The 26,327-nt window shown below is 63.2% G+C and carries 21 protein-coding genes and 2 riboswitches; of the genes, 10 read left to right on the plus strand and 11 right to left on the minus strand.

All coding sequences use genetic code 11. From position 1 onward, the window contains the following. Positions 1 to 131: 131 nt before the first annotated feature. Genes MKZ40_RS01995 through edd form a run of 3 tightly spaced genes read right to left on the minus strand, consistent with a single transcriptional unit; the run spans position 132 to position 3,979 of the window. The gene (locus MKZ40_RS01995) at positions 132 to 1,010 is read right to left on the minus strand and encodes a D-hexose-6-phosphate mutarotase (RefSeq protein WP_175088501.1); all 879 of its coding nucleotides are present in this window, start codon (positions 1,008 to 1,010) and stop codon (positions 132 to 134) included. Between the two features lie 37 nt (positions 1,011 to 1,047). Further along, positions 1,048 to 2,073, minus strand: coding sequence for a glucokinase (gene glk / locus MKZ40_RS02000; protein WP_175088502.1), 1,026 nt, complete (start codon positions 2,071 to 2,073; stop codon positions 1,048 to 1,050). A 55-nt stretch (positions 2,074 to 2,128) separates the two neighbouring features. Then, entirely contained in the window at positions 2,129 to 3,979 is a 1,851-nt protein-coding gene (edd, locus tag MKZ40_RS02005; RefSeq protein WP_175088503.1) for a phosphogluconate dehydratase, read from the minus strand. Between the two features lie 365 nt (positions 3,980 to 4,344). Between edd and gap the strand changes: the two genes are divergently transcribed. The 4 genes from gap (at position 4,345) to MKZ40_RS02025 (ending at position 10,173) form a co-directional block, all read left to right on the plus strand. Then, a complete protein-coding gene (gene gap, locus MKZ40_RS02010) occupies positions 4,345 to 5,349 on the plus strand; it encodes a type I glyceraldehyde-3-phosphate dehydrogenase (protein ID WP_175088504.1) in 1,005 nt (334 codons plus the stop codon). Positions 5,350 to 6,045: 696 nt separating this feature from the next. Beyond that, on the plus strand, positions 6,046 to 6,489 hold the full coding sequence (locus MKZ40_RS02015) for a hypothetical protein (RefSeq protein WP_175088505.1): 444 nt from the start codon (positions 6,046 to 6,048) through the stop codon (positions 6,487 to 6,489). A gap of 316 nt (positions 6,490 to 6,805) precedes the next feature. Further along, the gene (locus MKZ40_RS02020; RefSeq protein ID WP_175088506.1) at positions 6,806 to 9,211 is read left to right on the plus strand and encodes a PAS domain-containing protein; all 2,406 of its coding nucleotides are present in this window, start codon (positions 6,806 to 6,808) and stop codon (positions 9,209 to 9,211) included. 95 nt (positions 9,212 to 9,306) lie between these two features. After that, complete coding sequence (locus MKZ40_RS02025) at positions 9,307 to 10,173, plus strand: dienelactone hydrolase family protein (RefSeq protein WP_254626978.1); 867 nt, start codon at positions 9,307 to 9,309, stop codon at positions 10,171 to 10,173. 335 nt (positions 10,174 to 10,508) lie between these two features. On the opposite strand, the gene pncB is transcribed toward MKZ40_RS02025, so the two are convergent. Both pncB and MKZ40_RS02035 read right to left on the minus strand, forming a co-directional pair. Then, entirely contained in the window at positions 10,509 to 11,681 is a 1,173-nt protein-coding gene (gene pncB / locus MKZ40_RS02030; RefSeq protein ID WP_175088507.1) for a nicotinate phosphoribosyltransferase, read from the minus strand. Positions 11,682 to 11,840: 159 nt separating this feature from the next. Further along, complete coding sequence (locus MKZ40_RS02035) at positions 11,841 to 12,083, minus strand: DUF4190 domain-containing protein (RefSeq protein ID WP_175088508.1); 243 nt, start codon at positions 12,081 to 12,083, stop codon at positions 11,841 to 11,843. A 238-nt stretch (positions 12,084 to 12,321) separates the two neighbouring features. Here MKZ40_RS02035 and MKZ40_RS02040 point away from each other — a divergent pair, with 238 nt between their 5' ends. The 5 genes from MKZ40_RS02040 (at position 12,322) to MKZ40_RS02060 (ending at position 17,030) form a co-directional block, all read left to right on the plus strand. Then, positions 12,322 to 13,638 carry a GNAT family N-acetyltransferase gene (locus MKZ40_RS02040; RefSeq protein WP_282627758.1) on the plus strand — a complete coding sequence of 439 codons (1,317 nt, stop codon included), beginning with the start codon at positions 12,322 to 12,324 and terminating at the stop codon, positions 13,636 to 13,638. 122 nt (positions 13,639 to 13,760) lie between these two features. Next, positions 13,761 to 15,056 (plus strand): nuclease-related domain-containing protein, encoded by a 1,296-nt coding sequence (locus MKZ40_RS02045; RefSeq protein WP_175088509.1) that lies wholly within the window; start codon positions 13,761 to 13,763, stop codon positions 15,054 to 15,056. A gap of 412 nt (positions 15,057 to 15,468) precedes the next feature. Further along, complete coding sequence (locus tag MKZ40_RS02050) at positions 15,469 to 15,837, plus strand: phasin family protein (protein WP_175088510.1); 369 nt, start codon at positions 15,469 to 15,471, stop codon at positions 15,835 to 15,837. A gap of 320 nt (positions 15,838 to 16,157) precedes the next feature. Next, positions 16,158 to 16,664 (plus strand): hypothetical protein, encoded by a 507-nt coding sequence (locus MKZ40_RS02055; protein WP_153636380.1) that lies wholly within the window; start codon positions 16,158 to 16,160, stop codon positions 16,662 to 16,664. A gap of 87 nt (positions 16,665 to 16,751) precedes the next feature. Then, the gene (locus MKZ40_RS02060) at positions 16,752 to 17,030 is read left to right on the plus strand and encodes a peptidylprolyl isomerase (RefSeq protein ID WP_043331408.1); all 279 of its coding nucleotides are present in this window, start codon (positions 16,752 to 16,754) and stop codon (positions 17,028 to 17,030) included. A 132-nt stretch (positions 17,031 to 17,162) separates the two neighbouring features. On the opposite strand, the gene thiC is transcribed toward MKZ40_RS02060, so the two are convergent. The 6 genes from thiC to MKZ40_RS02090 all read right to left on the minus strand — a co-directional run bounded on the left by thiC (position 17,163) and on the right by MKZ40_RS02090 (position 25,087). Then, positions 17,163 to 19,172 carry a phosphomethylpyrimidine synthase ThiC gene (gene thiC / locus MKZ40_RS02065; RefSeq protein WP_175088511.1) on the minus strand — a complete coding sequence of 670 codons (2,010 nt, stop codon included), beginning with the start codon at positions 19,170 to 19,172 and terminating at the stop codon, positions 17,163 to 17,165. Positions 19,173 to 19,298: 126 nt separating this feature from the next. After that, positions 19,299 to 19,439, minus strand: a riboswitch (TPP riboswitch). A gap of 160 nt (positions 19,440 to 19,599) precedes the next feature. Beyond that, the gene (tenA, locus tag MKZ40_RS02070) at positions 19,600 to 20,259 is read right to left on the minus strand and encodes a thiaminase II (protein WP_043331406.1); all 660 of its coding nucleotides are present in this window, start codon (positions 20,257 to 20,259) and stop codon (positions 19,600 to 19,602) included. 146 nt (positions 20,260 to 20,405) lie between these two features. Further along, positions 20,406 to 20,532, minus strand: a riboswitch (TPP riboswitch). Positions 20,533 to 20,685: 153 nt separating this feature from the next. Further along, positions 20,686 to 21,387, minus strand: a complete 702-nt coding sequence (locus MKZ40_RS02075) for a TIGR04282 family arsenosugar biosynthesis glycosyltransferase (protein ID WP_175088512.1) — start codon at positions 21,385 to 21,387, stop codon at positions 20,686 to 20,688. Positions 21,388 to 21,403: 16 nt separating this feature from the next. After that, complete coding sequence (locus tag MKZ40_RS02080) at positions 21,404 to 22,165, minus strand: TIGR04283 family arsenosugar biosynthesis glycosyltransferase (RefSeq protein ID WP_254626979.1); 762 nt, start codon at positions 22,163 to 22,165, stop codon at positions 21,404 to 21,406. 479 nt (positions 22,166 to 22,644) lie between these two features. Then, a complete protein-coding gene (locus MKZ40_RS02085) occupies positions 22,645 to 23,766 on the minus strand; it encodes a PQQ-dependent sugar dehydrogenase (protein WP_282627759.1) in 1,122 nt (373 codons plus the stop codon). A 286-nt stretch (positions 23,767 to 24,052) separates the two neighbouring features. Then, positions 24,053 to 25,087 carry a lysophospholipid acyltransferase family protein gene (locus tag MKZ40_RS02090; RefSeq protein ID WP_254626981.1) on the minus strand — a complete coding sequence of 345 codons (1,035 nt, stop codon included), beginning with the start codon at positions 25,085 to 25,087 and terminating at the stop codon, positions 24,053 to 24,055. Positions 25,088 to 25,416: 329 nt separating this feature from the next. Here MKZ40_RS02090 and MKZ40_RS02095 point away from each other — a divergent pair, with 329 nt between their 5' ends. After that, positions 25,417 to 26,151, plus strand: coding sequence for a class I SAM-dependent methyltransferase (locus tag MKZ40_RS02095; RefSeq protein ID WP_175088515.1), 735 nt, complete (start codon positions 25,417 to 25,419; stop codon positions 26,149 to 26,151). Positions 26,152 to 26,327: the final 176 nt, after the last annotated feature.

Raw genomic sequence — 26,327 nt, forward strand, 5'->3', positions numbered from 1 at the left:
GTAGGCTAGGCGAGAGTCACTGTCAGCCGCGAGTCATGTCGATGACACGATTCAGGCGCAAAGCGCTCTCGGTTGGTCGACAAGGTGCGCAAGGTGCCGGCCACGCCGTGAGCCACGTGGCCGGCTGTCATTCACACGCCGCTTGCCTCATCACCGCTCAGCGGTGAGATGTGCTGAGCCAGCAGATGCTGAGCGCCCGGCGGCAGCCAGACCGGATCGAGACGCGTGCAGGCGGTCTCGACACACAGGAAGCTGCGCGCATTCTCGACGCTGGTGTCGGCCGGCGGCGCGTCACCGGGATGCCAGACCACCGTGGAGTCAGAGCCCTGCTTGGCGATGCGCAGCTGACGCTTGCCGTCCTCGAGCACCTGAACCTGGCTGGTCTGGTAGATGCGGTCCAGCGGGCCGCGCACGCCCAGTTCGCCCTGCTGGTCGAAGCGCGAGAAGTCCTGGCGCTTGTCCAGGTAGCTGGCGCCGGCCAGACCGGTGACACGACACGCGAAGGCATTCGGCACTGCGAAGTAGGTATGCAGCGCGCCGGTCATCTTGACGGGGGCGTCGCCACGGTTTTCCGTGATCAGCTCGACCTTGAGGAAGCGGCGGCTGGCAAAGATCACCACACGCGGAGAGAGGGCGGCATGCAGCGCTGAGACCGGTGAGGCATGGATCTCGACGCCTTCCTCTTCCTCGTCCACCGCATCGATGCGCCAGTCGGCCTTGCGAGCGGGGCCGTGCAGTTCGCTTTCGCCTTCGGGGAACTCATCCGCGAACCAGGGCCAGCACAGCGGAATGCCGCCGCGAATGCTGCCCGGCAGGGAGGCGGGCGTTTCCGTCACCCACAGCCAGGGAGAATCGCCCGTCGGCTGATAGTGCAGCACCTGAGCCCCCTGGTGGCAGACCACCAGCTCGCCCCACGCCTGGTTGAGGATCAACAGCGAGCGGCCCTGCCATTCGACAGTGCGTTGGCCAGCGGTGTCGGCGATCAGTTCGCGCAGACTTTCGGGGATCATCTCGAGCTACCTCGATGGTTCAGGAGGTGACAATGCATCATGTCACCTCTTCATTGTGCAGAGCCTCGGCGGCGCCCAGCAGGCCGGTCCACGGCGCGGTCACCACCCAGGTGGGTATCGCGGCATTGTAACGGCTCAGACGATTCTTGTCGGTGAAGGCGTGGCGGAAATCGCTGCGCATCAGCAGATCCAAATTGCGCGGCAGCACGCCACCGCACAGATAGACACCGCCGCGTGCCCCCAGTGTCAGGGCTGCATCGCCGGCCACCGCACCAAGAATCTTCATGAAGCGCATCACCGCCTCGAGTGCCAGTGCCTCGCTCCTGATGGAGGCTTCATCTTGCACTGCCGCCGCATGGGCGGCCTGGCTGACGCTGGCGGCACTGTCGAGAGGCGTCGCCATGCCGCGAAGCTCGCCCAGGGCCTGATAGATCTCGAGCATGCCCTGGCCACACAGCAGGCGCTCCACCGAGACGCGACCATGGCGACGTCGGAAGATGCCGAGCAGGCCATCCTCGATCTCGTCGGTGGGGGCGAAGCTTGCATGCCCCCCTTCGGTCGCGAGCGGAATCCAGTTGTGCGTGCCGCGTACCAGCCCCGCGACACCCAGCCCGGTGCCGGGGCCGATCACCAGGCGTGGCGAGGCCGCATCGCCACTACCTTCGGTGAGCTCCTCACCGATGGCCAGGCGTTCGCTGGCCGCGATGTGTGGCACGCCCAGCGCCATGGCGGTGAAATCATTGAGGCACTTGAAGCGCTCGAGCCTCAATGATTCGCGCACCTCGCGCTTGAGAAACGTCCAGTGATTGTTGGTCATGCTGACGCGTTCATCATGCACGGGGCAGGCGAAGGCCAGGCAGGCCTCGACGGGTTGCTCGGCCTCTGACAGGCCCAGCATCCGATAGTAGGCCTGGATGGCCTCCTCGAGTCCGGCATGCTCGGCGCAGGCGAGCGTCTGGATGTGCTGCAGGGTGTGGCTGCCCGACTGGACAAGTGCCAGCCGGGCATTGGTGCCACCGATATCGCCTACCAGAGCAAGGCGATGGGAGGTGTTGCGGGTCATCGTCCGGCATCCTTCCTTTGCGTCAGTGCCTCAGGAGAGTGACAGGGTGTGCCCATCACATCAGGTCGTGGCCGCTGCCCGGCAGGTCGCCGTAGCCAGCAAAGCTGGAAGCGCCTTCCTCGGCGCCGCCGACCAGTGAACGCATGCCGGAGAACAGCTCGCGGCCCAGGCCGTGATGGTAGCTGTCGCGAGTGATGGTCGCGGCCTCGCGCTCGGCCCATTCGGCTTCATCTACCAGCGCCGTGAGGGTGCCGGCATTGGCGTCCAGACGGACCACGTCACCTTCGCGCAGGCGTGCCAGCGGGCCGCCATCGAGCGCTTCCGGCGTCATGTGGATGGCGGCCGGGACCTTGCCCGAGGCGCCGGACATGCGGCCATCCGTCACCAGTGCGACCTTGAAGCCGCGGTCCTGCAGGATGCCGAGGTAGGGCGTCAGCTTGTGCAGTTCCGGCATGCCGTTGGCGCGCGGGCCCTGGTAGCGCACCACGGCGACCATGTCCTGCTCCAGCTCGCCGGCTTCGAAGGCGGCCTTGAGCTCATCCTGATCGCTGAACAGCTTCACCGGTGCCTCGACGAGACGATGCGCTTCCTTGACGGCAGAGACCTTGATCACGCCGCGGCCAAGGTTGCCGTCCAGCACGGTCAGGCCGCCTGTCGGGGCGAAGGGGTTGGCCACCGGACGCAGCACATCTTCGTCGAGGCTGTCGGTGGGGCCGTCCTTCCAGACCAGCTTGCCGTTCTCGAGGAAGGGCTCGCGGACATAGCCGGCCAGGGTGCCGCCGTCCTGGGTGGGGATGTCGTGGAGTAGACCCGCCTTGAGCAGTTCACGGATCAGGAAGCTCATGCCGCCGGCCGCCTGGAAGTGATTGATGTCGGCCTGGCCGTTCGGGTAGATGCGCGTCAGGCTCGGCACCACCGCGGATAGCTCGGTGAAGTCATCCCAGGTGATGGTCACGCCCGCAGCGCCGGCCATCGCGACCAGGTGCAGGGTGTGGTTGGTGGAGCCGCCGGAGGCCAGCAGGCCGACCATGGCATTGACGATGGCGCGGGCATCGATCTGGCGATAGAAGGGACGGTAATCGCCGCCGACTTCACTGTTGCGGATGGTCTGCTCGGCAGCGTGACGCGTCAGGGCGTCGCGCAGCGGGGTGCCCGGATTGACGAAGGACGCGCCCGGCAGGTGCAGGCCCATCAGCTCGACCATCAGCTGGTTGGAGTTGGCGGTGCCATAGAAGGTGCAGGTGCCCGGGCTGTGGTAGGACGCGGACTCGGCTTCCAGCAGCGCATCGCGACCGACCTTGCCTTCGGCGAACAGCTGGCGGACACGCGCCTTCTCGTTGTTGGGCAGGCCGGAGGGCATCGGGCCGGCCGGCACGAACAGCGTCGGCAGGTGGCCGAAGCGCGCGGCGGCGATGAACAGGCCCGGGACGATCTTGTCGCACACGCCGAGGAACAGCGCGCCATCGAACATGTTGTGCGACAGGCCGACAGCAGCGGCCATGGCGATCAGGTCACGCGAGAACAGCGACAGCTCCATGCCCGGCTGGCCCTGGGTCACGCCATCGCACATCGCGGGCACGCCGCCGGCGAACTGGGCGGTGGAGCCCATCGCCTGGACGGCTTCCTTGATGATGCGCGGATAGTCCTCGAAGGGCTGGTGGGCGGACAACATGTCGTTATATGACGAAATAATGCCCAGGTTGGCCGAGTTCATCAGCTTGAGACGATTCTTGTCGGTCTCGCCACAGGCGGCAAAGCCGTGCGCCAGGTTGCCACAGGAGAGCTCGGAGCGGTGCACGCCGCGGCGCTGCTGGCTTTCCATCAACTGCTCATAGGCGGCGCGGCGTTCGCGGGAGCGGTCGATGATGCGCTGGGTCACGTGCTCTACGGTCTGGTTGACTGACATGCTCTTACCTCATGTATCAGGCGGCGCAGGGCGCCGAGGCTGGCGAAAGAAAGCGTTTCCCGCTGTGTGGGCGTGCTGCTACCCGGCGACGCTATCCAGTGGTGATGGCGGTGTAAAGCCTCTCGCATCACCCGTGTCGTGTCGTTGGGTTGCCGGGGTAGCCTACAGTAGCGTGTCATGGCGCTCGAGAAACGGTTTTGTTCGGAATATTCGGTAAATTTAACAAAAAAACTGCTTGAAGACTGGACGACTTTCGGCCAAATTATGGGAAAAGCGTGTAGGATAATTTCATGGAACGTATTGCAAGCTAGCGTTCTTCGATCAGGTCTGGTCCTGCACCCGCCATACGCCACAGGAGTTGAGTCATGACATTACGCGTCGCCATCAATGGTTTTGGTCGCATCGGTCGCAACGTGCTGCGTGCGCTGTATGAAGGTCAGTACAACGATCGTATCCAGGTCGTCGCCATCAACGATCTGGGTGATCCGAAGCTCAACGCTCACCTGCTGAGCCGCGATACCGTCCACGGCCGTTTCGCCGAAACCGTCTCGCACGACGAGGAGAATCTGTTCGTCGGTGACGACAAGATCCGCATCCTGGCTGAGCGTGACCCGGCCCAGCTGCCGTGGTCCAGCCTGGGCATCGACCTGGTGATGGAATGCACCGGTCTGTTCACCAAGCGTGCTGCCGCTGCCAAGCACATCGAAGCCGGCGCCAAGCGTGTGCTGATTTCCGCGCCGAGCGGCGATGCCGATGCGACCGTCGTGTTCGGCGTCAACGAAGATGTGCTGAAGGCTGAGCATCAGGTCGTCTCCAACGCGTCCTGCACCACCAACTGCCTGGCGCCGGTCGCCAAGGCGCTGAATGATGAAGTCGGCATCGAGAATGGCCTGATGACCACCATTCACGCCTACACCAACGATCAGAACCTGTCGGATGTCTACCACTCCGACCCGTACCGTGCCCGCAGCGCGACCCATTCCATGATCCCGACCAAGACCGGTGCCGCTGCGGCAGTGGGTCTGGTGCTGCCGGAACTGAACGGCAAGCTTGATGGTCTGGCGATCCGCGTGCCGGTGATCAACGTGTCACTGGTCGATCTGACCTTCACCGCGTCGCGTGATACCTCCATCGAAGAGATCAACGCCATCGTGGCCAAGGCCGCCGAAGGTTCCAGCGTGCTGGCCGTCAACGAGCTGCCGCTGGTGTCCATCGACTTCAACCACGATGCACACTCTTCCACCTTCGACAGCAATCACACTCGCGTCAGCGAAGATCGCCTGGTCAAGGTCATGGCGTGGTACGACAACGAGTGGGGCTTCTCCAACCGTATGCTTGACACTGCGCTGGCGATGCAAGCCGCCAAGTAACCGCTTGATGAGCCCCGCGCGGCCCTTGATCCATGAACGATCAAACGACAAGGCCACACGGGGCAGCAAGAATTCGGGGGGGCTGTCAGTCTGTCGGCAAGACAGCAGGGCAGGCTCCCAACAGGTGAGGACGAGTGGCCCGAGGGTTCTCGCGTCGCGCTAAGGCTCCACGGACAAGGCAATGCCATTCGTCCCCTTTGAATCGGTGGTCGGTCAGGGTTGGCGCCAAGACCGGCTTCGATGCTGCTCGGAATGACATCGCGTCATCCATTCTTGAACCTCTCCCAATGGGAGAGGTTTTTTTTGCGCACCATGAAAGTGCTAGAGCTGCTCCAGGGCGCAAGGTGTCGTTGCCTTGCGTCAGTGGCGTGGTCTTATGGCAACTTTTCTGAGCACGATCGCGACAGGATTGGTTCAGGTGGTGTGAAACGTGCGCTGATACGTCGAGAAAGGTGGGCAACATGTCGTCATCGTAATGCACGGTCGAGTGAAATTAGCGAAACTGTGGCGGTGTGTTACACTTCGCATCTGTTGGCCTTGCGTCCATCGGTGAGCCAGGTCATGACAACGTCAAATCATGCAGGCGGTCATATGGCCTGTGAGTGATCCATTGTTGTGCGCAATTCAGGGAAGGTATTGCCACACTGCCGCACACTCTCCGGCAGTTATCTCGACTTCCACAGCAGGCTGTCTCAGATGCACGATGCCATCCGCGAAGCTCATGAATTGATCGGTGCTACCTTGCGTGACCCGCGTACCCAGCGCGAGGGCAAGGTCGTGGGTATGGACCTGGGGCGTGAGCAGCCGGCGATCTATGTGCTATGGCAGGAAAGTGCCGCAGCGGAGCGCATCGGCATGGAGCCGGATGATTTTCGCGCGCTTCTCGAGCACCTGCGAGCGCGGCTGCCGGTCAAGGCGCCTTCGGCCCGGCAGGACAAGGACAGCAGGCAATCGCGGCGTCACAAGCGCAAGGCCTCGCGCGCGACTGCCCAGCCGGCTGGCGAAAGCAACGAAGGCCGCAGCGGAACACCTGATGCCTCGCCGTCAGGCTCCGAACCGGTGACCTCTCGTGCTGCGTCTTCCCGCCCGTCTTCTTCTGCGCTCATCGACGATGCCATGCCGCGTTCCGCGCAAGGCTAGATCTTTCCCATGCCAGCTCCGCTCAAGGGCAGGTCTGATCAAGGTGAGTCCCCAAAAAGCCCGAAGCTTATGCTTCGGGCTTTTTGCATGCATGAGTTTTCCCCTTGGGCGCCGCTTGCGTGATATTCGCCCACAACATTGCGCGTCCGCTGCCGATAAGAGTGATAGTCAGACGCAAGAAGGAAAGGTCGCAGTCGTTCATAAGCCGTCATCTGCCCGGATCTTCGCGCAACCAAGCGTTGGGGGTGCTGCTGGCTGCCAGCGTCATGGATAGGGCATTCTTGGGCAAGCTGCATGACAGAAAAGGGGTTTCACGTTGGCTGAATCATTCGCGGATAGTCGTTTGCTGCAGCATCATTATGCTGTCGTGGCAGATGTGTTGTTCACGCTCAGTGCTGATGGTCAGCGCCTGATTGCCATGAATGCAGCGGCGGAACGCCTGCTGGGATATACGGTGCGGGATTTTCTCAAGCAGCCGGAGCTCTGGCTTTCGCTGGTGATCACCGCCGACCGGCAGCGGTTGAGTGACTTTCGCGCCTCGATGGGGCAGGTCGAGCGCACGACGTATCGCATGCGCGACCGCAGTGGGCAGCTGTTGTTGCTCGAGGAATGTCTGTGGAGTTCCGGCGTTGGGCATCCGCTGTGTGGTCGAGTGACGGATATCACGCAGCGTGACAAGGCCAATGAGCAGGAGCAGCAGCTGGAACGTGCCTATCGTCTGATGATGGTGCGCAGTCGTGACCCGATGGCGATCCTGTTGCTCAAGGATGAAAGACTGGTGATCAGTCATGCCAACCCGGCCTGGCACCTCTATCACGACGCGGCCTGTGCACATTCCCGCCTCTCGCTTGAGTATCTCTACCTTCCACATGTCCTGCGTAGCCTGGAGAGAGCCGACCCCTGGCAATGCGATATCAGCCTGTCGCTGCCGCGGGGGGAATCCAGGTTGTCCGTGCAGATGGTCAGTCTGGGGCGCTCACTCGCCGACGAGGGGCGTCAGGTGGCCGTGATGGCGCGCGACATCACGCAGGTACATCAACGTCTCGAACATGTGGTCGATCAACAGCAGCGTCTGGCGCGGCGGGTGGATGAGACGCCCGGCGCGCACTACGCGACCGGTGGTGAATGGCCGCCAGAGGAATTGGAGTATCTGTCGGCAGGCAGCGAGGCGCTCACCGGGCTTTCACATGATCTGCTGATGGCAAGCCCGGGCCTCTGGCAGGCCCGGCTGGTGCCGGATGAGCTAACCACCTGCCAGCAGCGCTTCGGTGAGGCCGTGCGGGAGCGCCATGGTCGTCTGAGTCTGTGTTACGCCTTCGTGCATGTGGATGGGCGCAAGCGCTATCTCCAGGATGACATGCAGCTGAGCTACTCTCCGGCGGGAGAGGTCACCGCCGTGCTCGGCAAGCTCAGTGACGTCACCCAGCGCGAAGCGCATCGGCGCCAATTGGACAACCTTGTCCAGCAGATGCGCGGCGTCCTCTTCCAGTGCCGCCTGAGCCAGGAGGGCGAGCTGCGTTATACCTACCTATCACCTGTCGCCTCGCAAGTGCTGGGGCTCGACCCGCAGGCCGTCATCGACGACCCCATGCTGCTGTTGACGCGCATCGCGGGTCACGAGAGAGAGCAGCTGCTCGTGTCACTGCAGACCAGTGCCCGGCAGCAATCGCCCTGGGAGGCGGAGATACGCTATCAGCATCCGGATGGTCAGGAACGCAGGCTGGCTTGTGTCGGGCTGCCGCAGATGATCGACTCCCCCGAGGGCGGCGTGATCTGGAATGGTTATTGCGACGATGCCACCGCCCGTTACCGTATCGAGGATGAGCTGCGCCAGAGCGAGGAGCGCTATCGCTTCATCCTCAACTCCGTCAGCGATCTGGTCAGCATCGAGGACTCCCACGGCATCTGCCAGTACATCAGCCCCTCGGTGGAAAAGCTCTGCGGCTATCGCCCTCAGGAGATCATCGGCCAGGAGATCAAGCAGCTGATCCACCCCGATGACATGATGCGCATCGCGCAGGAGGTCCATCGTGCCGCCTGTCTCGGCGAGGTATTCCGAATCGACTTCAGGATCCAGCACAAGGCCGGGCATACGCTGTGGTTCGAGTCGATCTCGACGCCCTCGATGGACCCCGTCACCGGGCGTTATCAGCGCGTGCTGTCGGTGTCACGCAACATTCATGAGCGCAAGCTGGTCGAACAGCGCCGTGAGCATGAGGCGATGACGGACGCCATGACGGGCGCCATGACGCGAGCCAGCTTCCTCGACACGCTCGATACCCTGCTGAGCTCGTCATCGCGGGAGCAGATGGCGTTGATCCTGTTTGATATCGACCACTTCAAGCGTGTCAATGACACTCACGGCCATGCGGCGGGTGATCAGGTGCTGATCAGTCTTGGCGAGACATGTCGTGCCCAACTGCGGCGCGATGACTGCTTTGCGCGCCTTGGCGGCGAGGAGTTTGCCGTCCTGCTCACCGATGCCGGTACCGCCACCGGTGTCGGAATGGCCGAGCGCCTGCGACAGCAGATCGCGGCGCTGGAGGTGCGCTTCAAGTCGTTGACACTGCGCTGCACCATCAGCATGGGAGTAGCGACACCCCAGCCGGGGGAGACCCGGGATGGCTACCTGCACCGTGCCGATATGGCGCTCTACAGTGCCAAGCGCAGTGGTCGCGATCGGGTGGTGCTGGCATCGCAGTCCTTGAACGAGGACAATTGAGTCAACGCCGGTGATCAACCGGACACACCTGCAGCCGATGTCTCGGGTTGTGGATCGCGTCATGCAAGTGGATCACGTCATACAAGGAGTGGGCGATGCGAATGTTACGTGGCTGGTGCGCTGGCACCTTGTTGTTTGCGCAGTCGGTATTTTCCGCCGGACAGGCCATGGCCGCCGAGGATGCACCGCTGGTCAATCGTCTCGAGGGGCCGCAGGTGGTGACGGAGACGGTGACCTATCGAGCCAATGGTGAGGAGCACGTAGGCCTGATAGCACGCGATGCCAAGGCGCAGGGGCGCCGACCCGGCATCCTGCTGGTGCATGAGTGGTGGGGCTTGAACAGCTACGCCCGCAAGCGCGCCGAACAGTTGGCAGGACTGGGCTACGTGGTCATGGCCGTCGACATGTATGGCGGTGGGCGCACGGCCGAGCACCCCAAGGAAGCCGGTGCCTTCTCCTCTGCGGTGATGAGTGACTGGCCGAAGGCCGAATCCAGCTTCAATTCGGCGCTGGCGGTGCTGCGCTCACGTCCGGAGGTCGATGGCGAGCGCATGGCGGCGATCGGCTACTGTTTCGGCGGTGCCGTGGTGCTCAACATGGCGCTGACCGGAGCGCCGCTCAAGGCGGTCGTCAGCTTCCATGGCAGCCCGTCGATTGCCGTGACGGAGCCCGAGCCGTTTGCCGGCCGGGTCGTGATCCAGAATGGCGCGGCAGATACGCTGGTGCCGCAGGAGGATCTCGACAAGCTGGTCGCGACCTTCCAGTCACTCGAGACGCGCACCACGTTGATCCAGTATCCGGGCGCCAGGCACGCCTTCACCAATCCGGAGTCGGATGCCAAGGCGGCCAGGTACGATCTGCCGCTGGGCTATGACGCGGCCGCGGATTCGGCTTCGTGGCAGGTCATGCTCAACCTCTTCAATGAGGTCTTCAAGACACCGAAGAAATCCGTCAAGACCTGATGCGTCAAGGCCTGAGCTGCAAGGCCTGAGCTGCAAGACCTGAGCTGCAAGGCCTGAGCTGCAAGACCTGAGCTGCAAGGCCTGAGCTGCAAGACCTGAGCTGCAAGGCCTGAGCTGCAAGACCTGAGCTGCAAGACCTGAGCTGCAAGACCTGAGACGTCGAGACCTGAGCCGCCGTCACCGGTGCTGAAGGTGATCGACATGAAAAAGCCCGCCCGGGAAGTTTCCGGGCGGGCTTTTTCATGGGGCTTTTCCAGAGGCTGTTTCATCAGCCTGTTTCAAGATCTCTGGCAGGAGGCCATGGCAGGGCGTTCAGCGATCGCTGAGCGCGCGCCTCAATCCAGCTCCTTGAGCGACAGCACCTGGTGCGCCAGACGAATCATGTCGGGGTCGCCGGTGTGTTTGCTCGAGACATCCGACAGCTTTATCACCGGCACCCACTCCTGACCCTCGGGGCGGGCTTCGGTCATCTTGATCACCATTTTCATCGGCTGCGGGCCGACATCATTGGTGAAGTTGGTACCGATGCCGAATGACATGCCGATACGCCCGGCGCAGTAGCGCACGATGCGATCGACCTTGTCGGTGTCCAGACCATCGGAGAACACGATGGTCTTGGTCTTGGGGTCGATCCCCAGCGACTCATAGTGACGGATGGTGGTCTCGGCGAACTCGATGGGATCACCACTGTCGTGGCGCACGCCGTCAAACAGCTTGGCGAACTTCTTGTCGAAGCTCTTGAAGAAGGCCTGGCTGGTGAAGGTGTCAGACAGGGCGATCCCCAGGTCACCGCGATAGACCTTGACCCAGTTCTCCAGCGCCAGGATGTTGGCCATCTTGAAGCCGAAGCGCGCGGCATGAAACATGAACCACTCATGGGCGTGCGTGCCGATCGGCTTGATGCCGTGGCGCTGCGCCATGTGCACGTTGCTGGTGCCGATGAAGCAGCCACGGCCGTGGTCCTTGAGGCCCGCGACCACCTTGTCGTGCACATCGTAGGAGTGCCGACGACGAGTACCGAATTCCGCCACGCGGATGCCGAGTCGCTTGTAGTGCTCGATCTTGGCCAGGGTGCTGTCGCGCAGGGCCTGATCGCTGTCGCGTTGATCTCCGCCCAGCTGATACCAGAGCTCGCTGATCATCGCCATCAGCGGGACTTCCCACAGGATGGTGCGATACCAGTAGCCTTCGATATGCACCTCCAGCTCATCACCGGTCTGGGTGATGGTGATTTCGGAGGGATCGAAGCGGAAGCCCGCCAGGAAGTCGCGATAGGTCGGGTCCAGGAAGGGGCAGTGAAGCTCGAGGAAGGATTTCTCTTCCACGCTCAATGCCAGTTCGGCCATGCTGTCCACCGCCATGCGCAAGGCCTCGCCGAACCCCGGCGGGAACGAATGCTCGCCACGGTTGATGAAGGCGTAGCGAGCGCGCGCATACGGAAACAGCTTCACCACGGCGTTCTGCATGGTGAACTTGTAGAAATCATTATCGAGAATCGAGTACAACATCGAGGCTCGCTCAGTATCAAGGCGGCTCGGGGGAACCGGAATCGCTGGCAGGGCAGGCGCTGCGAGAGGCAGGCATGTCCCGCTGGCACGGGGAAGCAATGTCGGCGCATTATCCGTGCAGGCGCGCTGCACGTTCAAGCCGGAGTGCCCAGGCGCAGGTCAGGTGCTGAAGGCCATGATGCCGAACATGGTCAGCATCATGCCGCCGAACATCAGCAGGCCGGCCAGCGACAGGGCGATCAGCAAGTAGCCGAGAATCAGACCGGCCAGGGCCCAGCTGTCACCGGCTTCGCCACTGCAGCGGATCTGGCTGCGCGCGATGTGGCCACACACGACGCCACCAAGAGCCGCAGGTGCGAGCAGGCAGCCGAGCACGCTCAGGGCGAAGGCGGCTACTGCCATGAGATTCGTGCTGGCATGAGTGTCCTGCGCGGGCGGGGTTGGCGCATAGGGCCCTTGGGAGGACTCTTGAGCGCTCCCCCGGGTCTGTGTGCCGCTCGTGGACGTGTCGTCGGGCGGCGTGGGAGTCTCTGTCATGTGGGTCTCGTTGTCCTGCATCATGACGACACACTAGCATGTCCTGGGATATGCGGCATGTCTGCACCAGCGGTGGGCATGGCAAGACCATGAGGAGAGTACGGTGACAGGGCGATGGCAGGCAGAGGATGAGGCAGCTCAGGCGGTGACAGGGGCGGCGCCAGACCAGCAGCAGGCTGCGAGCACCGCAGATGCCGCAGAGAAACAGGGCTGGCGTCTGGAGGTGCTGGGTTCCCTCGATGCCGTCACCGCCAGTGAATGGAATGCGCTGGCAGGCGATGGATATCCCTTTCTGCAGCATGCCTATCTGAGCGCGCTGGAAAGCTGCGGTGCGGCCAGCGCCGCCAGTGGTTGGCACCCTGCCCATCTGGTGGTGCGAGATGCTGAAGGTCGCTTGCTGGCGGGGCTGCTGCGCTATCTCAAGCTGCACTCGCGTGGCGAATATGTGTTCGACCAGCAATGGGCGGAGGCCCTGGAGCAGGCCGGTGGGCGCTATTACCCCAAGCAGTTGACTGCCGTACCGTTCACTCCCAGCGACGGCCCACGCCTTGTCACCTCGCCGCAGTTGACGTCGCCCGCCGCCCGGCGTGCCTTGCTTGAGTGGTTGTGGCCGCATCTCAAGGCCGGCATCGCGCCCGCGGCTGAGCCGGGTAGCGCGCTGCGTCGCTATGAGCACAGCGGGTTTCATCTGCTGTTTGTCTCGGCAGAGGAGCGGCAAGACTGGCAGGCGGCGATTCCGGAGCTGATTTCGCGTCCCGGGATGCAATATCACTGGCAGTCACGCGGCGAGCCGGACTTTGCCACCTGGCTTGAGAGTCTGCGCTCCAAACGGCGCAAGGAGATCCGTCGCGAGCGGCGCAAGGTCGCCGAGCAAGGCTTCACGCTGGCAAGGCTCGAGGGGGCGCAGATTGGCTCTGATGATATCGAGGCCTTCTACCGCTGCTACTGCATGACCTATCTCGAGCGCGGGCAGCGGCCTTATCTGCCGCTCGATTTCTTCCAGCAGCTCAGGCGCAGCATGCCCGAGCGGTTGCTGCTGGTGCAGGCGCGTGATGAGCAGGGCACGCCGGTAGCGGCAGCCTTGTGTCTGATCGGCAATGATTGCCTGTATGGTCGTTGGTGGGGCAGCGAAGTGCATGCCGACTGCCTGCACTTCGAGGTCTGCTATTACCAGGGGCTCGAATTCTGTCTACAGCGAGGGCTCAAGCGCTTCGACCCCGGCACTCAGGGGGAGCACAAGATCAGCCGCGGTTTCGCGGCGTATGCCACCGGGTCGCTGCATTGGCTGATGCATCCCGGGCTTCAGGAGGCGGTGGCAGAGGCGGTCGAGGAGGAGGCGCGCTGGCTCAGCAAGGCGCGTCAGCAGGTGACGGCAATGTTGCCCTACCGGGAGCCCGCTCCCCGACCAGGGCAGGAGTGATGATCCTCAGTCTCCGTCACTGCTATCCGCTGGCGGATTTTTCCGCGAAGTCCGAGGCAAGAAAGATTGCGAATAGAGCACTACACTGAGTTATATATGAATGCTCTAATTCAGAGGCGCCCATGCTGATCAAGGACTGTGATTCACGGGAATATGACCTGCTGGTGCTCGAGGTGCTGGCGCAGGATGCTGCGCTTGCCGCGCCCGAGCGCCACAAGGTGCTGGAGGCGCTGCGCGCGATACGTGCCCGTCAGGCTCGTCGCCGTGCGCTGGCAAGCCAGCTGGATACCTTGTTGGGGACGCGGGATGATTGGGTCGTGCTGCATGATGTGAGGCTGGCCCAGGCAGAGGGCGTGATCGAGATCGATCACCTGCTGATCAACAGCCTCATGCAGGTCTGGGTGCTGGACGCCTCCTGTTTTGATCTGACGCTCTCGATCACCCCCTTCGGTGAGCTGTTGGCTCATGATGGGCGAGTCGCGCAGGAGGGCGAGGTTCCCGCGGACGAAGATGGCGTCATGGCGCACGCCGTGACGCCTTGTCCCTTGCAGACGATTCCTGAGCGCAGTCGCGCCATCGTGCAATGGCTGGAGGCCTCCTCGTTGTTGCCTGTGCGTCTTGGGATGACGCTGCAGCCGCAATTGCGCTATCGCATCGTGGTGGCTGATGCGGCTCAGGTCAGTCGCCCGCCGGAAGACATCGTCGACAGTCGTGCGCTGCTGTCCTTCGCGCGCCTCAAGCGTCAGTGCCTGCAGGTAAGCAGCAAGACCGCTTACGTGACTCGGCTGCGCAGTTTTACCCATCGCCTCGATCAACGCCGCCTGCGCCAGCTGGGGCGCGCCATCGCGACCCGGCATGTGGCCCCCAATACCGATTGGGTGGCGGAGCTGGGCCTGGCCGCTGACACACGCTCGCCGGAGGGCGGTGGTGCCACTCCGGTGTCCACGCTGGCCTATCTATGGCAACCGCCTCTATCGCCTGAAGGGCAGTCGCGGACCTCAGGCGAAAGCGCTGTCATGGCGGCAGAGTCCGATGACATGGAGGGGGCGTCGGACGACACGACGCTGGCGGTCCAGCGTGGCGTGACATCCACGGCTGCTCTGAAGCGACAGTGTGGTTTCGGGGGCCGAGGGCTGCAGGCTGCACATTGGCAGCCCGGGCACCAGGATCCGGGGCAGGGCAGCCAGGAAGGCTCCGCGAGCCGGCAAGGGGCAGGCGAGCAACAGGGTACTGCGCCCGGCAATCAGCAGGGCGTGTCTTCTGCCCGGTCGCAGGATGAGGAAGGCTTGCCGCGCTGCCAGGGCTGTCGGCGGTGGCTTTCCTCCCAGAGTGTCGACTTCTGTCGCCAGTCAGAACAGGCACGTGCGCTGGGCGGGCGCCTGCTCTGCAAACGCTGTCGCGACGCCTCAGCCCAGTAAGGCAGTAGCACGGCGTTGTATTTGACTCCGGTCCTGTGCCCCAGGCCTATGGCGCCAGTCTGGCGCTCAAGGGCGCGGTGCATGGCGTGACGGGAGCTCAGGGCGTCAATTTTCTTTCTGGTTTCTGATTGTTTTTCTCCAGTGCAATCAAGCGACTGCATCAACCAGGGCGTACAGGCCAGTCGTTGCAGTGTTTTTGATGTTGCGGTGCAACAAAGACTGTCTTATGCTGCGTTGCAGCGAGGATGGAACCTGGTCGATAGCACTATCTGACCGTGACGGCTTGATAGTGACGGCTTGACAATGATGGCTCGGTCACTACGGTGCACCAGCCCGGTTCAATCCTGATAATCGAACGGAGCAAGGCTCCGGTTCATTTCAGCGTGATGCCAATACCCTGGAGGGTGCCTACATGTTCAATGCCAACTTCGAGAAGTCCGCTCAGCAGTTCGACGATATGTTCCTGTCTCCGCTGCGTGCGTTCAGCGCCCTGAGCATCGATTACAGCGAGAAGCTGATCGGCGCACAGATGGAACTGACCAAGTCCTATGCTGATGCTTCCCTGACCCAGGCGCGTTCCATGCTCGAGATCAAGGACAGTGAAGGTCTGAAGAACTTCGTCAAGGAGCAGCAGGAAACCGTGAAGTCTCTGGGCGAGAAGCTGCAGAACGACACCCAGAAAGTGGTCGAGCTGAACCAGGAATACGCCAAGAAAGGTCAGGAACTGGCAGAAAGCAACGCCAAGTCCGCCTCCGAGGCTATGCAGAAAGTCGCCAAGTAAGCGACTGCTGCCGACGCTCTCAGGCGAGCGTCCCCAACGCCCACCCGGTCTTCCGGGTGGGCGTTCGCGTGTCTGGGGTACTGAATCTGATTACTCGTTGCTGGAAAGGGGAGCGTTGGCACCCTCCCCTTGAGCGTTAAGGCAATGATGACGGTGTACGGGTAATGTCGCTGGGAGTGCGCCGGTGCTGTCAGTCGGCGTTATCAGTCTCGTCATGAGTCAGCGCTATCAGGTCATGTCACCATAAGTGACGGTCATTGATGATCGAGCAAGGCTCCCCGGCGGCGTATGCCGGGAGGCATCAACACAAGGAGTGTGTGATGAATTCTGTCAGTGCGGCATTGGCAGCGTTAATGGATGCGGTCTCGGGCTTGAGTGGGCAATTCGGTGAGGGTGTCGCCTCGCATCTGACGACGACAGCAGGGCTTCAGCGCGAGCATGTCGAGACCCGCTATCAAGGGCAGGTGATCGATTTCGATACCCTGCATTGGCGTGTTCTCAATGACTCGGTGTGTGCCAACAAGCGCCAGAATGCCATGGCCCATACCCGTTGCAGTCAGGCAGCCAGCGAGATGTTTGCCTCGACGTGCCGGGAAATGACCAGCAACCCTCCGACTCTGCCTTCGCAGCGTTACAACAGTACGCGGCGCATGGCATGCAACGCTGCGGTCAGTTACCGGCCCAGTGTCGGCAACATCCAGTGGGCGGAAACCTCCGCTGCCGATGACTTGGCTGAGGCGGAATGCAACGCTGCCACGGCGGCACTGCTCGGCAGCAATGATCTCGATGCCATCCAGTATCAGCGCCGGGTCTGTGCAGGACGCTAGCGGCGAGCGCTGCCTTGGGCCACAATGACCTGCCACGCCGCCGGTGATTGCCGACGGCATTTATTCGATCAGTGACAGGTGATAGACATGGCACAGGCCACAGCGCGTCATATTCTCGTTTCCAGCGAAGAACAGTGTGCAGCTCTCAAGACCGAAATCGAGAACGGCCGCGATTTCGCTGATGCCGCTCGCGAGCACTCCTCCTGCCCGTCCGGCCGCAGTGGCGGCGACCTGGGTGCCTTCGGCCCGGGCATGATGGTCAAGGAATTCGACGAAGTCGTGTTCAGCGCCCCGATCAACACCGTGCAGGGCCCGGTGAAGACCCAGTTCGGTTATCACCTGCTGGAAGTCACCAGCCGTACGTGAGCCTTCTGTCACGCTCATGAGATGTCATGAGCGTTTGGCAGGATGTGACGAAAACGCCCCGACCATCACTGGTCGGGGCGTTTTTTGTGTCGCTTGGCAAGTCAGCTTCCCTGTGCGCCGTCAGGCGCTTGACTAGACCTCCTGATAGAGCTGGCTGCCTTCACGCTTGAACTTGTCTGCCTGCTCCTGCATGCCGGCCATCACGCTGTCGGCATCGCCGGTCAGGCCATGCTCATTGGCGTAATCACGCACTTCCTGGGTGATCTTCATCGAGCAGAACTTCGGCCCGCACATGGAGCAGAAGTGGGCGACCTTGGCCGAGTCCTTGGGCAGCGTCTCGTCGTGGAAGCTGCGCGCGGTGTCCGGGTCCAGGCCCAGATTGAACTGGTCTTCCCAGCGGAATTCGAAGCGTGCCTTGGAGAGCGCATTGTCACGACGTTGCGCGCCTGGATGGCCCTTGGCCAGATCGGCGGCATGCGCGGCGATCTTGTAGGTGATGATGCCGGTCTTGACGTCGTCCTTGTTGGGCAGGCCCAGGTGCTCCTTGGGGGTCACGTAGCAGAGCATGGCGCAGCCGAACCAGCCGATCATCGCGGCACCGATGCCGGAGGTGATGTGGTCGTAACCCGGGGCGATGTCGGTGGTCAGCGGACCGAGGGTATAGAAGGGCGCCTCGTCACACTCGCTGAGCTGCTTGTCCATGTTCTCCTTGATCAGGTGCATCGGCACGTGACCCGGACCTTCGATCATGACCTGGACATCGTGCTGCCAGGCGATCTTCGTCAGCTCGCCGAGCGTCTCGAGCTCACCGAACTGGGCGGCGTCGTTGGCATCGGCCACCGAGCCCGGGCGCAGGCCATCGCCCAGCGACAGGCTGATGTCGTAGGCCTTGCAGATTTCGCAGATGTCCTCGAAGTGGCGATAGAGGAAGCTTTCCTCGTGATGCGCCAGACACCACTTGGCCATGATCGAGCCGCCGCGCGAGACGATGCCGGTCACGCGACTGGCAGTCAGCGGCACATAGCGCAGCAGGACGCCGGCGTGGATGGTGAAGTAGTCGACGCCTTGTTCGGCCTGCTCGATCAGCGTGTCGCGGAAGATCTCCCAATCGAGGTTCTCGGCCACGCCATCGACCTTCTCCAGCGCCTGATAGATCGGCACCGTGCCGATGGGCACGGGAGAGTTGCGCAGAATCCATTCACGGGTCTCGTGGATGTTGGCGCCGGTCGAGAGGTCCATCACGGTGTCGGAACCCCAGCGGATCGCCCAGGTCATCTTGTCGACCTCTTCCTCGATGGAGGAGGTGACCGCCGAGTTGCCCAGGTTGCCGTTGACCTTCACCAGGAAGTTGCGGCCGATGATCATCGGCTCGCTTTCCGGGTGATTGATGTTGGCGGGAATGATGGCGCGGCCGCGTGCGACTTCCTCACGCACGAATTCGGCGGTGATCTCGTCGGGCAGGTTGGCGCCGAAGCTGTGGCCCGGGTGCTGGTGGCCCAGAATGCTCTCGACGGCTTCGCTGCCCTGATATTCCTCACGCAGCGCGATACGACGCTGATTCTCGCGAATCGCGATGTATTCCATCTCCGGCGTGATGATGCCCTGGCGCGCATAGTGCAGCTGGGTGACATTCTTGCCCGGCAGGGCACGACGCGGGCGATGGTCCAGCTCGAAGCGCAGTGACGACAGGCGCAGGTCGGCCTGGCGCACGCGGCCATATTCACTGCTCAGCTGATTGAGCTGTTCGGTATCACCGCGTTCCTCGATCCACTTTTCGCGCAGCGGTGCCAGACCCCGGCGAATATCGATCTCGACCGCCGGGTCGGTGTAGGGGCCGGAGGTATCGTAGACGACGATCGGCGGGTTCTCTTCCAGACCGCTGGAGGTCTGGGTCGGAGAGCAGACGATCTCGCGCATCGGCACGCGGATGTCCGGACGGGAGCCTTCGATATAGATCTTGCGCGAGCCGCTCAGCGGCGCGATGGCGGCGGCGTCGACTTGTGCTTCGCTGGCGAGGTGGCGGCTGCCATCCTTGCGAACGGCGCGCGCGCGTGCCTTGGGGGCAGACTCAGGCTGCGAGGCGAGCGGTGACTCGGCGGCGTTGGTGGCTTGCGGGTCTTGTGTTGTCGGGGCAGTGCTCATGCAGGTCTCCTCAAAGGGCGACGTCACGGCTGACGTCATCATGGGAAGACCGTGCGCAGGGAGAGGATGGTCGTCGCCGACTCCTTGCCAACAGGTGGCCCGGGAGCGAGGCGGCCGCGCGCAGCGGCTGGCCATCAGCTTGATTCCTACGCCGGTCCTAACCGGTTCAGGTTCCACGGGACCCCTTGCTGGCAAGCTCGCGCGTCAGGGCGGCGAAGCATGCATGCAGGATCTCAGCCGGTTCCACCGGCACCCCGTCAAGCGTGTGCAGATTTCAATGCGAGAGTGTGTTGCCCGAAGCGTCAGGCTTGCCCCGGGGAGCGTTCTCTCATCCAGGCTCTGTTGGCCTGTCAGTCGTGCCATCCATGGAGGATGGCGTCATCCCGAGCGGCTCATGGCGAGCACCGGGACGTCAGTCTGTGATGACTCAAGCGCGATCGAGACCCATCTGCCAGAAGTCGATCTCGAGTCGCGTGGCGTCACGGAAGACATCGACCAGTTCACCCAGTCGACGCTCCGAGACCTCCGAGAGTCGCGCATCCAGCCATTCACGCTCGGCTTCGACGGCTTCCTTGAAGTCATCGCTTGAGTACATCGCGATCCAGTCCGCGTACGGGTTGTTCTCGATCTCGGTGGTGTCTTGATCGAGCAGCCACTCGGCGATCTCGCCGTAGCCGATCAGGCAGGGCGCGAGCGCCACGTGCAGATCGAGCAGGTCGCCGCGCTGGCCGCAATCGAGCACGTAACGGGTATAGGCCAGGGTGGCGCGCGATTCCGGCAGCTCGCTCAGATCATCCTCGCTGATGCCCCACTCGCTGCAGTAGCCGATATGCAGATCGAGCTCGGTATTGAGGATGGTGTCGAGACTGGCCGTGGCCTGACGCAGCTCCGCGAGGGTGCGGCTCTTGTAGGCGGCCAGCGCCCAGGCACGCGCGAAGTGGATCAGGAACAGGTAGTCCTGCTGCAGGTAATGGCGGAAGGACTCCTCCGGCAGACGACCTTCGCCCAGCTGGCGAACGAAGTCGTGCTCGAGATAGTCACGCCATTCCTCGGCGCAGGCACTGGTCAGGTCGTTGAAACTAGGCATGACGCATCCCTCGGTGAGCGTGCTGACGACCCGTGATGGGGCGGCAGTTCTCTGGCGCAAGCGTGGCCAGTACCGGAACAGGAGCAGGGGAAAAGCGGGGGAGGTGCCGACAGTCACCGTGAGAAAGTGGTGACGTTATCGAGTGGCATCGCTTCACGCTTGATCCCTACGCCGGTACTAGCCGGATCAGGTTCGGCGGGATCGTCATTCACGCAAGGACATTGCCTGCGCATGACATCTCAGCCGGTCTTACCGGCACCCCGTCAAGCTGTGACATATGAGTCACGATGCAGCGAGTGTAACAGCCCTGCGGCGCAGAAGAAGGGCAGTGTGAGCAAAAATGCATACGACTTTGGGAGGCCTGCCGAAGGTGTGAAGAGCCTCAAGCGGGCTTGTGATGAGCCTCGAGCGGGTTCATGGACAGTCTCAAGCGACAATGTCCGCCATGAGCGCCGGCAGGTGGCGCGACAGTCGCGCAAGGTCACGCGGCTCATCGACATCCCAGCTGATCGGCAGGCAAGAGTACGTTCTGCCTGCCCGTGCCAGCCGCGCCAGGGTGTCCCGGCAGACATGGGCGTGGCTCCAGCGGGGCAGCAGGAAGGCTTGCGGGCAGGGCGCCTTGAGGCCGATCAAGCCATAGCCCCCATCCTCGGTGGGCTGCAGGACCGCGTCGTGAGTGCGCAGTCTGTGGGCTGCCTCGCGCAGGCGCTGGCTGTCCAGCGCCGGCAGGTCGGAGCCCATCAGCAATACCGGCCCCTCGGGTAGATGTCGGGCCATGGCCCGGGACATCCGTTCACCGAGGTCCCCCTGTGGCTGTACCTCGAAGGTGAGGTCGGCTGAGGTGTCGACAACGCTTCGCAGCCGGGCTTCCAGCGCCACCTGCAGAGCCGCCTGTTCAGGTGTCTGTCTCGACGGCTCGGCAGCGGGCGTCAGCATCACCACGACCTTGCCAAGGCGCGCGGCGCAGGCCTGGTCAGCGATATGGCACAGCATCCGCTCATAGAGTCGAGCTGCACCCTCGGGGCCGAGTGCGGGGATCAGGCGTGTCTTGCAGTGGCCGGCGATGGGCAGGCGACCGAAGATGATGAGGGTCGGGCGCACCTCTGACGCGGCATCAGTTGTGGGCAAGGTAGGCAACGCCGCATCACGCATGGGGCATGCCGCGCTGCTCACAGGCCTGCGCCGCGGCGCGATAGCCGTAAAGGCGTGCCAGGCGTGCAGGGGAGACGCCGCACCAGGCCGCCAGCCGCAGTCCCCACATCTTGACGATGGTGCGCCAGACGCCGTGGGTCTCCCAGCGCCGACCGCTGGTGGTAACGCGCGCCGTCAGGTTCATTGGCGGGGTCAGATGTTTGAGCTGGGCACTCAGCCAGATATCTTCCATCAGTGGCATGTCGGCAAAGCCACCGATGGCCTCGAAGGTCGAGCGCTGCACGAACTGGGTCTGGTCGCCCGTGCTGATGCTGGTCAGCCGCGAGCGCAGATTCATCATGGCGGCGATCATCGGTAACCACGGCGACTCGCCCTTGATGCTGACATCGAAGCGGCCCCAGTCGCTGCGGCGATGCGTCGTGACGGCCTCCTTGAGCAATGCCAGCGCATTGTCGGGCAAGTCGGTATCGGCATGCAGAAACAGCAGCCATTCTCCGCGTGCATGCGCGGCTCCGGCATTCATCTGGCGTGCCCGGCCCGGCTCACTGCCCAGCACGGCATCACACAGCGGATGGGCCAGTGAGGGGGTGCCATCCGTCGAACCGCCATCCACCACGATCACTTCACAGTCCCCTCCCGCGCGCAGGCGATTCAGGGCGATCAGGGTTTGCACGATGCCGGCTGCCTCGTCATGCACCGGCATCACGATGCTCAGCCAGGGAGCGCGCGTCAGGTGCGTGCATGTGCTTGGCAAGGAGTCCTGGCTGGCGGGCGTCCGTGCTGCTGGGGGTGGCTGCTGGTTCATGGCGGCAGGCTCCGACGATGGCGTATCCGTTGGATCATACGCAGGAGTTCTTAGGCTGGATGCACGAGCGAGAGACGCTCTCTCAACGCGTCATCGTTCATTAAACGCTTGGCGTCGACCCAGTGTCGCTCCATGACCTCACAATGCCTAGCTGGCCATTGGGTGCATGCGAGGATACAGGACTACATTTCTGTAATTCGAAGGCGGGGCATGAACGGCAGGTTTTCAGAATCTGCAGCAGGCAACCACTGCAGCCATAGGCCCTATTCATGGGCTCTCTGCCAAGCAGCTCCTGGAGAGAGCGCCCGGAGAGGGGGCTTGGACAAAGGGCTTGGAGAGAAGGCTTGGACAAAGGGCTTGGAGAGAAGGCCCGGAAAGAGGGCCAAGACCTCGCTTCTCAAGGGAGCGTTCTGTTGGAGGTCAGTCCATCAATCGAAGGTGAGGCGATAGAGGCCAGCCGCGCCGCTATCCGAGGTGAAGTACAGGCTGCCATCAGGGCCGAACAGGACATCGAGCGGGCGAATCCAGCGCTGGCCGCTGCTGCTGTCCTGCAGACCGGTCAGCACTGGCACCAGGCGTGCTTCAGTGTCTGGCGTCGCCAGCTTGAGGCCCAGCAGGCGAGGCTCACGACGGCTGGCCGGATCACCTGCGGCGTTGCCGGAGGGAGCCGTGCCCCAGCTGCCGTGGACGGCCACCACGACATCCATGTCTGCGGCCAATGGATGTTCTGGCGGTACCACCGCGATTCCCATCGGCGCACTGCGAGCGGGAACCTCGGCCAGTGGCGGCGCAATCTCGTCACGCTCGCGCGGTGAATCGCTCGTGATGCAGTCATCCGTCTGCCAGCGGCCATCGACCCACTGATACCAGGGCATGCCATGGAAGCTGCCTTCGCGGGCTGCGACCACCAACTCGCGAGGTTGCTCGTAGCCCCAGTGGTCGGGGCCGTTGTTGGTGGCCAGCAGACGTGGCTCATCTTCCCTACCTGGCTGCCAGGCGAGGCCTACCGGGTTGCGCAGCCCGCTGGCCCAGGGCTGCCAGTGCGGGGCATCGCCGGATTCCTCAAGGCGCAGCACGCCACCGCGGCGTTCACTGAAGGAGTAGCCCTGCTCGCTGCCTGCGAGATATTGATTCGAGCAATTGCCCTGGATGCCCAGCGCCAGATAGAGGCCGCCATCAGGCCCGAGACTCAGGGTGCGCGAGTTGTGGCCACCGCCGCCGGGCAGGGCGATCAGCTCACGAAAGTCATCGCGGGTGAGAGATTCGCCGTGTGAATAGTCGGCGACCAGCAAGGCTGCAGTGGTCGCGACATAGAGCTTGTCGCCGCGTACCACCAGCGAGTGAGGGTAGCCCGACAGTTCGACCAGCGTCTTCACGGCAGAGAGGTTGCCGTCCGGCCTCAGTTGAGCGCGATAGACACGCTCGGCCCGCGAGCCGATCAGCAGCTCGCCAGCGTCAGTGAGATGCAGCATACGTGGACTGTCGAGCGAGGCCAGCCGCTCGAGCGTGGTGCCCTCAGGCAGCTTGAGCGCTGGGGCATCGCTGGGCACTTGCTGAGCGCTCATCAGCGACAGTGAGGAGGAAGTTCCTGTCTCTGCCTGGGCTGGCAGAGACAAGGCGAGACAGGCCGCCGCGGCACCTGTGACCAATCTTGTCGGCAAGCCTGTCACCAGGCTTGCCGGCAGGCATGTCGACACCGCTCGGGACAGTGAGGGGCGACGGGACGATGCGCTTGTGAGGTGAGCGGCGTGAGTCTCGATCGGCATCCTTGCCTCCTGTCATTGAGCCATGCGCATTCAGTCTGGGAGCTGATGGCCTGTTGCGCCAGTGCTGCCCTCAGCCGTGCTTGCTGGCCTTGCGGCGATGCTTGAAGTAGCGGCGCCAGCCCTTGAGCGAGAAGAAGGAATAGGTGCGCGCATAGAAGCGGGATTCCTGCCAGCCCGGTTGTTGCTCCATTTCCTGCGGGCTCTTGCGCCAGCGCTTGTATTCCCACTGATACTGGGCCGGCGCCAAGGCGATCGCCGCTTCCACCGAGGCATTCACCCCGCGTGCCGAGGCGACTTCCTCTTCGCAATAGACACCTTCATCCGCGGCGAGGAAGTGGATGGCGAAGCCATGGCCATCTTCCAGACGCTGGGCGACACCGGTGACGACGCGTGCATCGGTTCTCGCCACCAGCTTGGGCAGCAGGGTGGCGGTATAGGCGGGGCGGCCATAGAAGTCGGCGAAGACGCCGCTGCCACGACCCGGCTCCTGATCCGGCAGTATGCCGATCGCTTCGGCGCGCTTGAGTGCCTTGAGCAAGGCGGCCACGCCGCGCGAGTTGGTGGGCACCAGGCTCGCGCCCATGCGTTCACGGCCGTTGCGGATGATCGGGTCGAGACGCTCGAACTTGGGCGGCTCATACATGGCGGTGAACGGGAAGTGGCTGGAGAGCCAGAAATTGAGCACTTCCCAGTTGCCGAAGTGCGGCGCCAGCACGATGACGCCGCGCCCCTCGGCACGCGCCTCGTCGAGCAGGTTGCGACCGTGGACCTCGAGAATCGAATCGCGCACGGCGTCTTCATCACCCAGCCACACCTTGCCCAGTTCCAGCATGGTGGCGGTGGAATGTGCGAGGCTGTCGCTCGCCAGACGCGCGCGCGCCTGCTTGTCGAGCTGCGGGAAGGCCTGGCCCAGATTCTGGCGCGTGACCCGGCGCTCGCGGGGATTGCACAGCTGCACCACACGCGCCAACGGGCGCGCCAGCCACCAGAGCTGGCGGGTGCTGATCCCGGACAGTCGTTGCCACAGACAGGCCACGGAATTGGCCTTGAGAGGAGTCAGGCGCTGTTCCATGGCCTGTTCGAACCGCTTGAGAGTCTTGTCCATCGTCACACGTGAAGTTCCGGTGGTCTGGCGTGAAAGATCGCGCCTGTCTGACGCGAAGGCAGGCGCCGTGACATCGTCAGGTGTCGCGGTGCCGCACTCGAATGATGCTCATTGTGCCAGAGGGGGGCGGTGCCTGCAGGCTCCATCGTGGCAGGCGCAAGACACTGGCGCGGGGTATCATTCAGCACTCAGACAGTCGCCACCTGCGATACGTTCACCTGCTGCTGAATTGCCCGTGTCGCCGCGGTAGCGTGCGTGGCGCCGAGTTGTCACCGCCAGCCGTGTGGTGACATCCACCCACCGGCAGTGTCCCCAGCCACGGAGCCCTGATGTCAGCCCCTGATTCCCTCGTTCCCTATCCGCCTTCAGATACTGTCTGCCCGCTGTGTGAGGCGCCCCGGAGCCAGCATGTACTGCACCTGGTGCAGCGGCGCAGGCCATGCCCCGAGACCGGTCAGCGCCCACCCGCCGATGAGCGCGATTACCTGCGCTGCCCGGAGTGTCATCTGCTGTATCTGGCGCCGTCCCAGCGCCTGGATGCCAGGGCAGAGCAGGATATCTACGACCAGCACGAGAATGACCCGGCAGACCCGCGTTATCGAAGCTTCCTGGCCAAGCTCTTCACGCCGATGTGCGAGCGGCTCGCGGCCGGTGCCAGCGGGCTCGATTTCGGCTGTGGACCGGGGCCTGCCCTGGCGCAGATGTTCGAGGAGGCGGGCCATCCGATGGCGTTGCACGATCTCTATTATCATCCGAACCCGGCAGCGCTCACCCGCCAGCATGACTTCATCGTCAGCACCGAGGTGATCGAGCATCTCTACGCGCCGGGGGAAGTCTTCCGCCAGTGGTTGCGCTGCCTCAAGCCCGGCGGCCTGCTGGGGGTGATGACGCAGCCCGCCTCGGATGACCCGGAAGCGCTCAGGCGCTGGCACTACCTGCGTGATCCGACGCATGTGTGCCTGTTCAGCCCGGCGACCTTTGCCTGGCTGGCGCGCACGCACGGACTCGAGCTTGAGCAGGTCGCCAACGACAGTGTCATCTTCCGCGTGCCCCGATCCGCCTGACAAGGCGCGGGACAAGGCGCGGGACAAGGCGTGGAACAGGGCATGGATAGAGCGCAGGACAGCGCATGAATAGGGCGCAGGGCAGCGCGCAGCGACACGCAAGAAGACATGGTCGCCAAATGACGCAAAAATGCTTGGATTTGGCGCGGACTGTCACTATATTGCCCGCGCCTTGA

It is taken from the genome of Cobetia sp. BMC6, from assembly GCF_029991385.1.
Lineage (GTDB): Bacteria > Pseudomonadota > Gammaproteobacteria > Pseudomonadales > Halomonadaceae > Cobetia.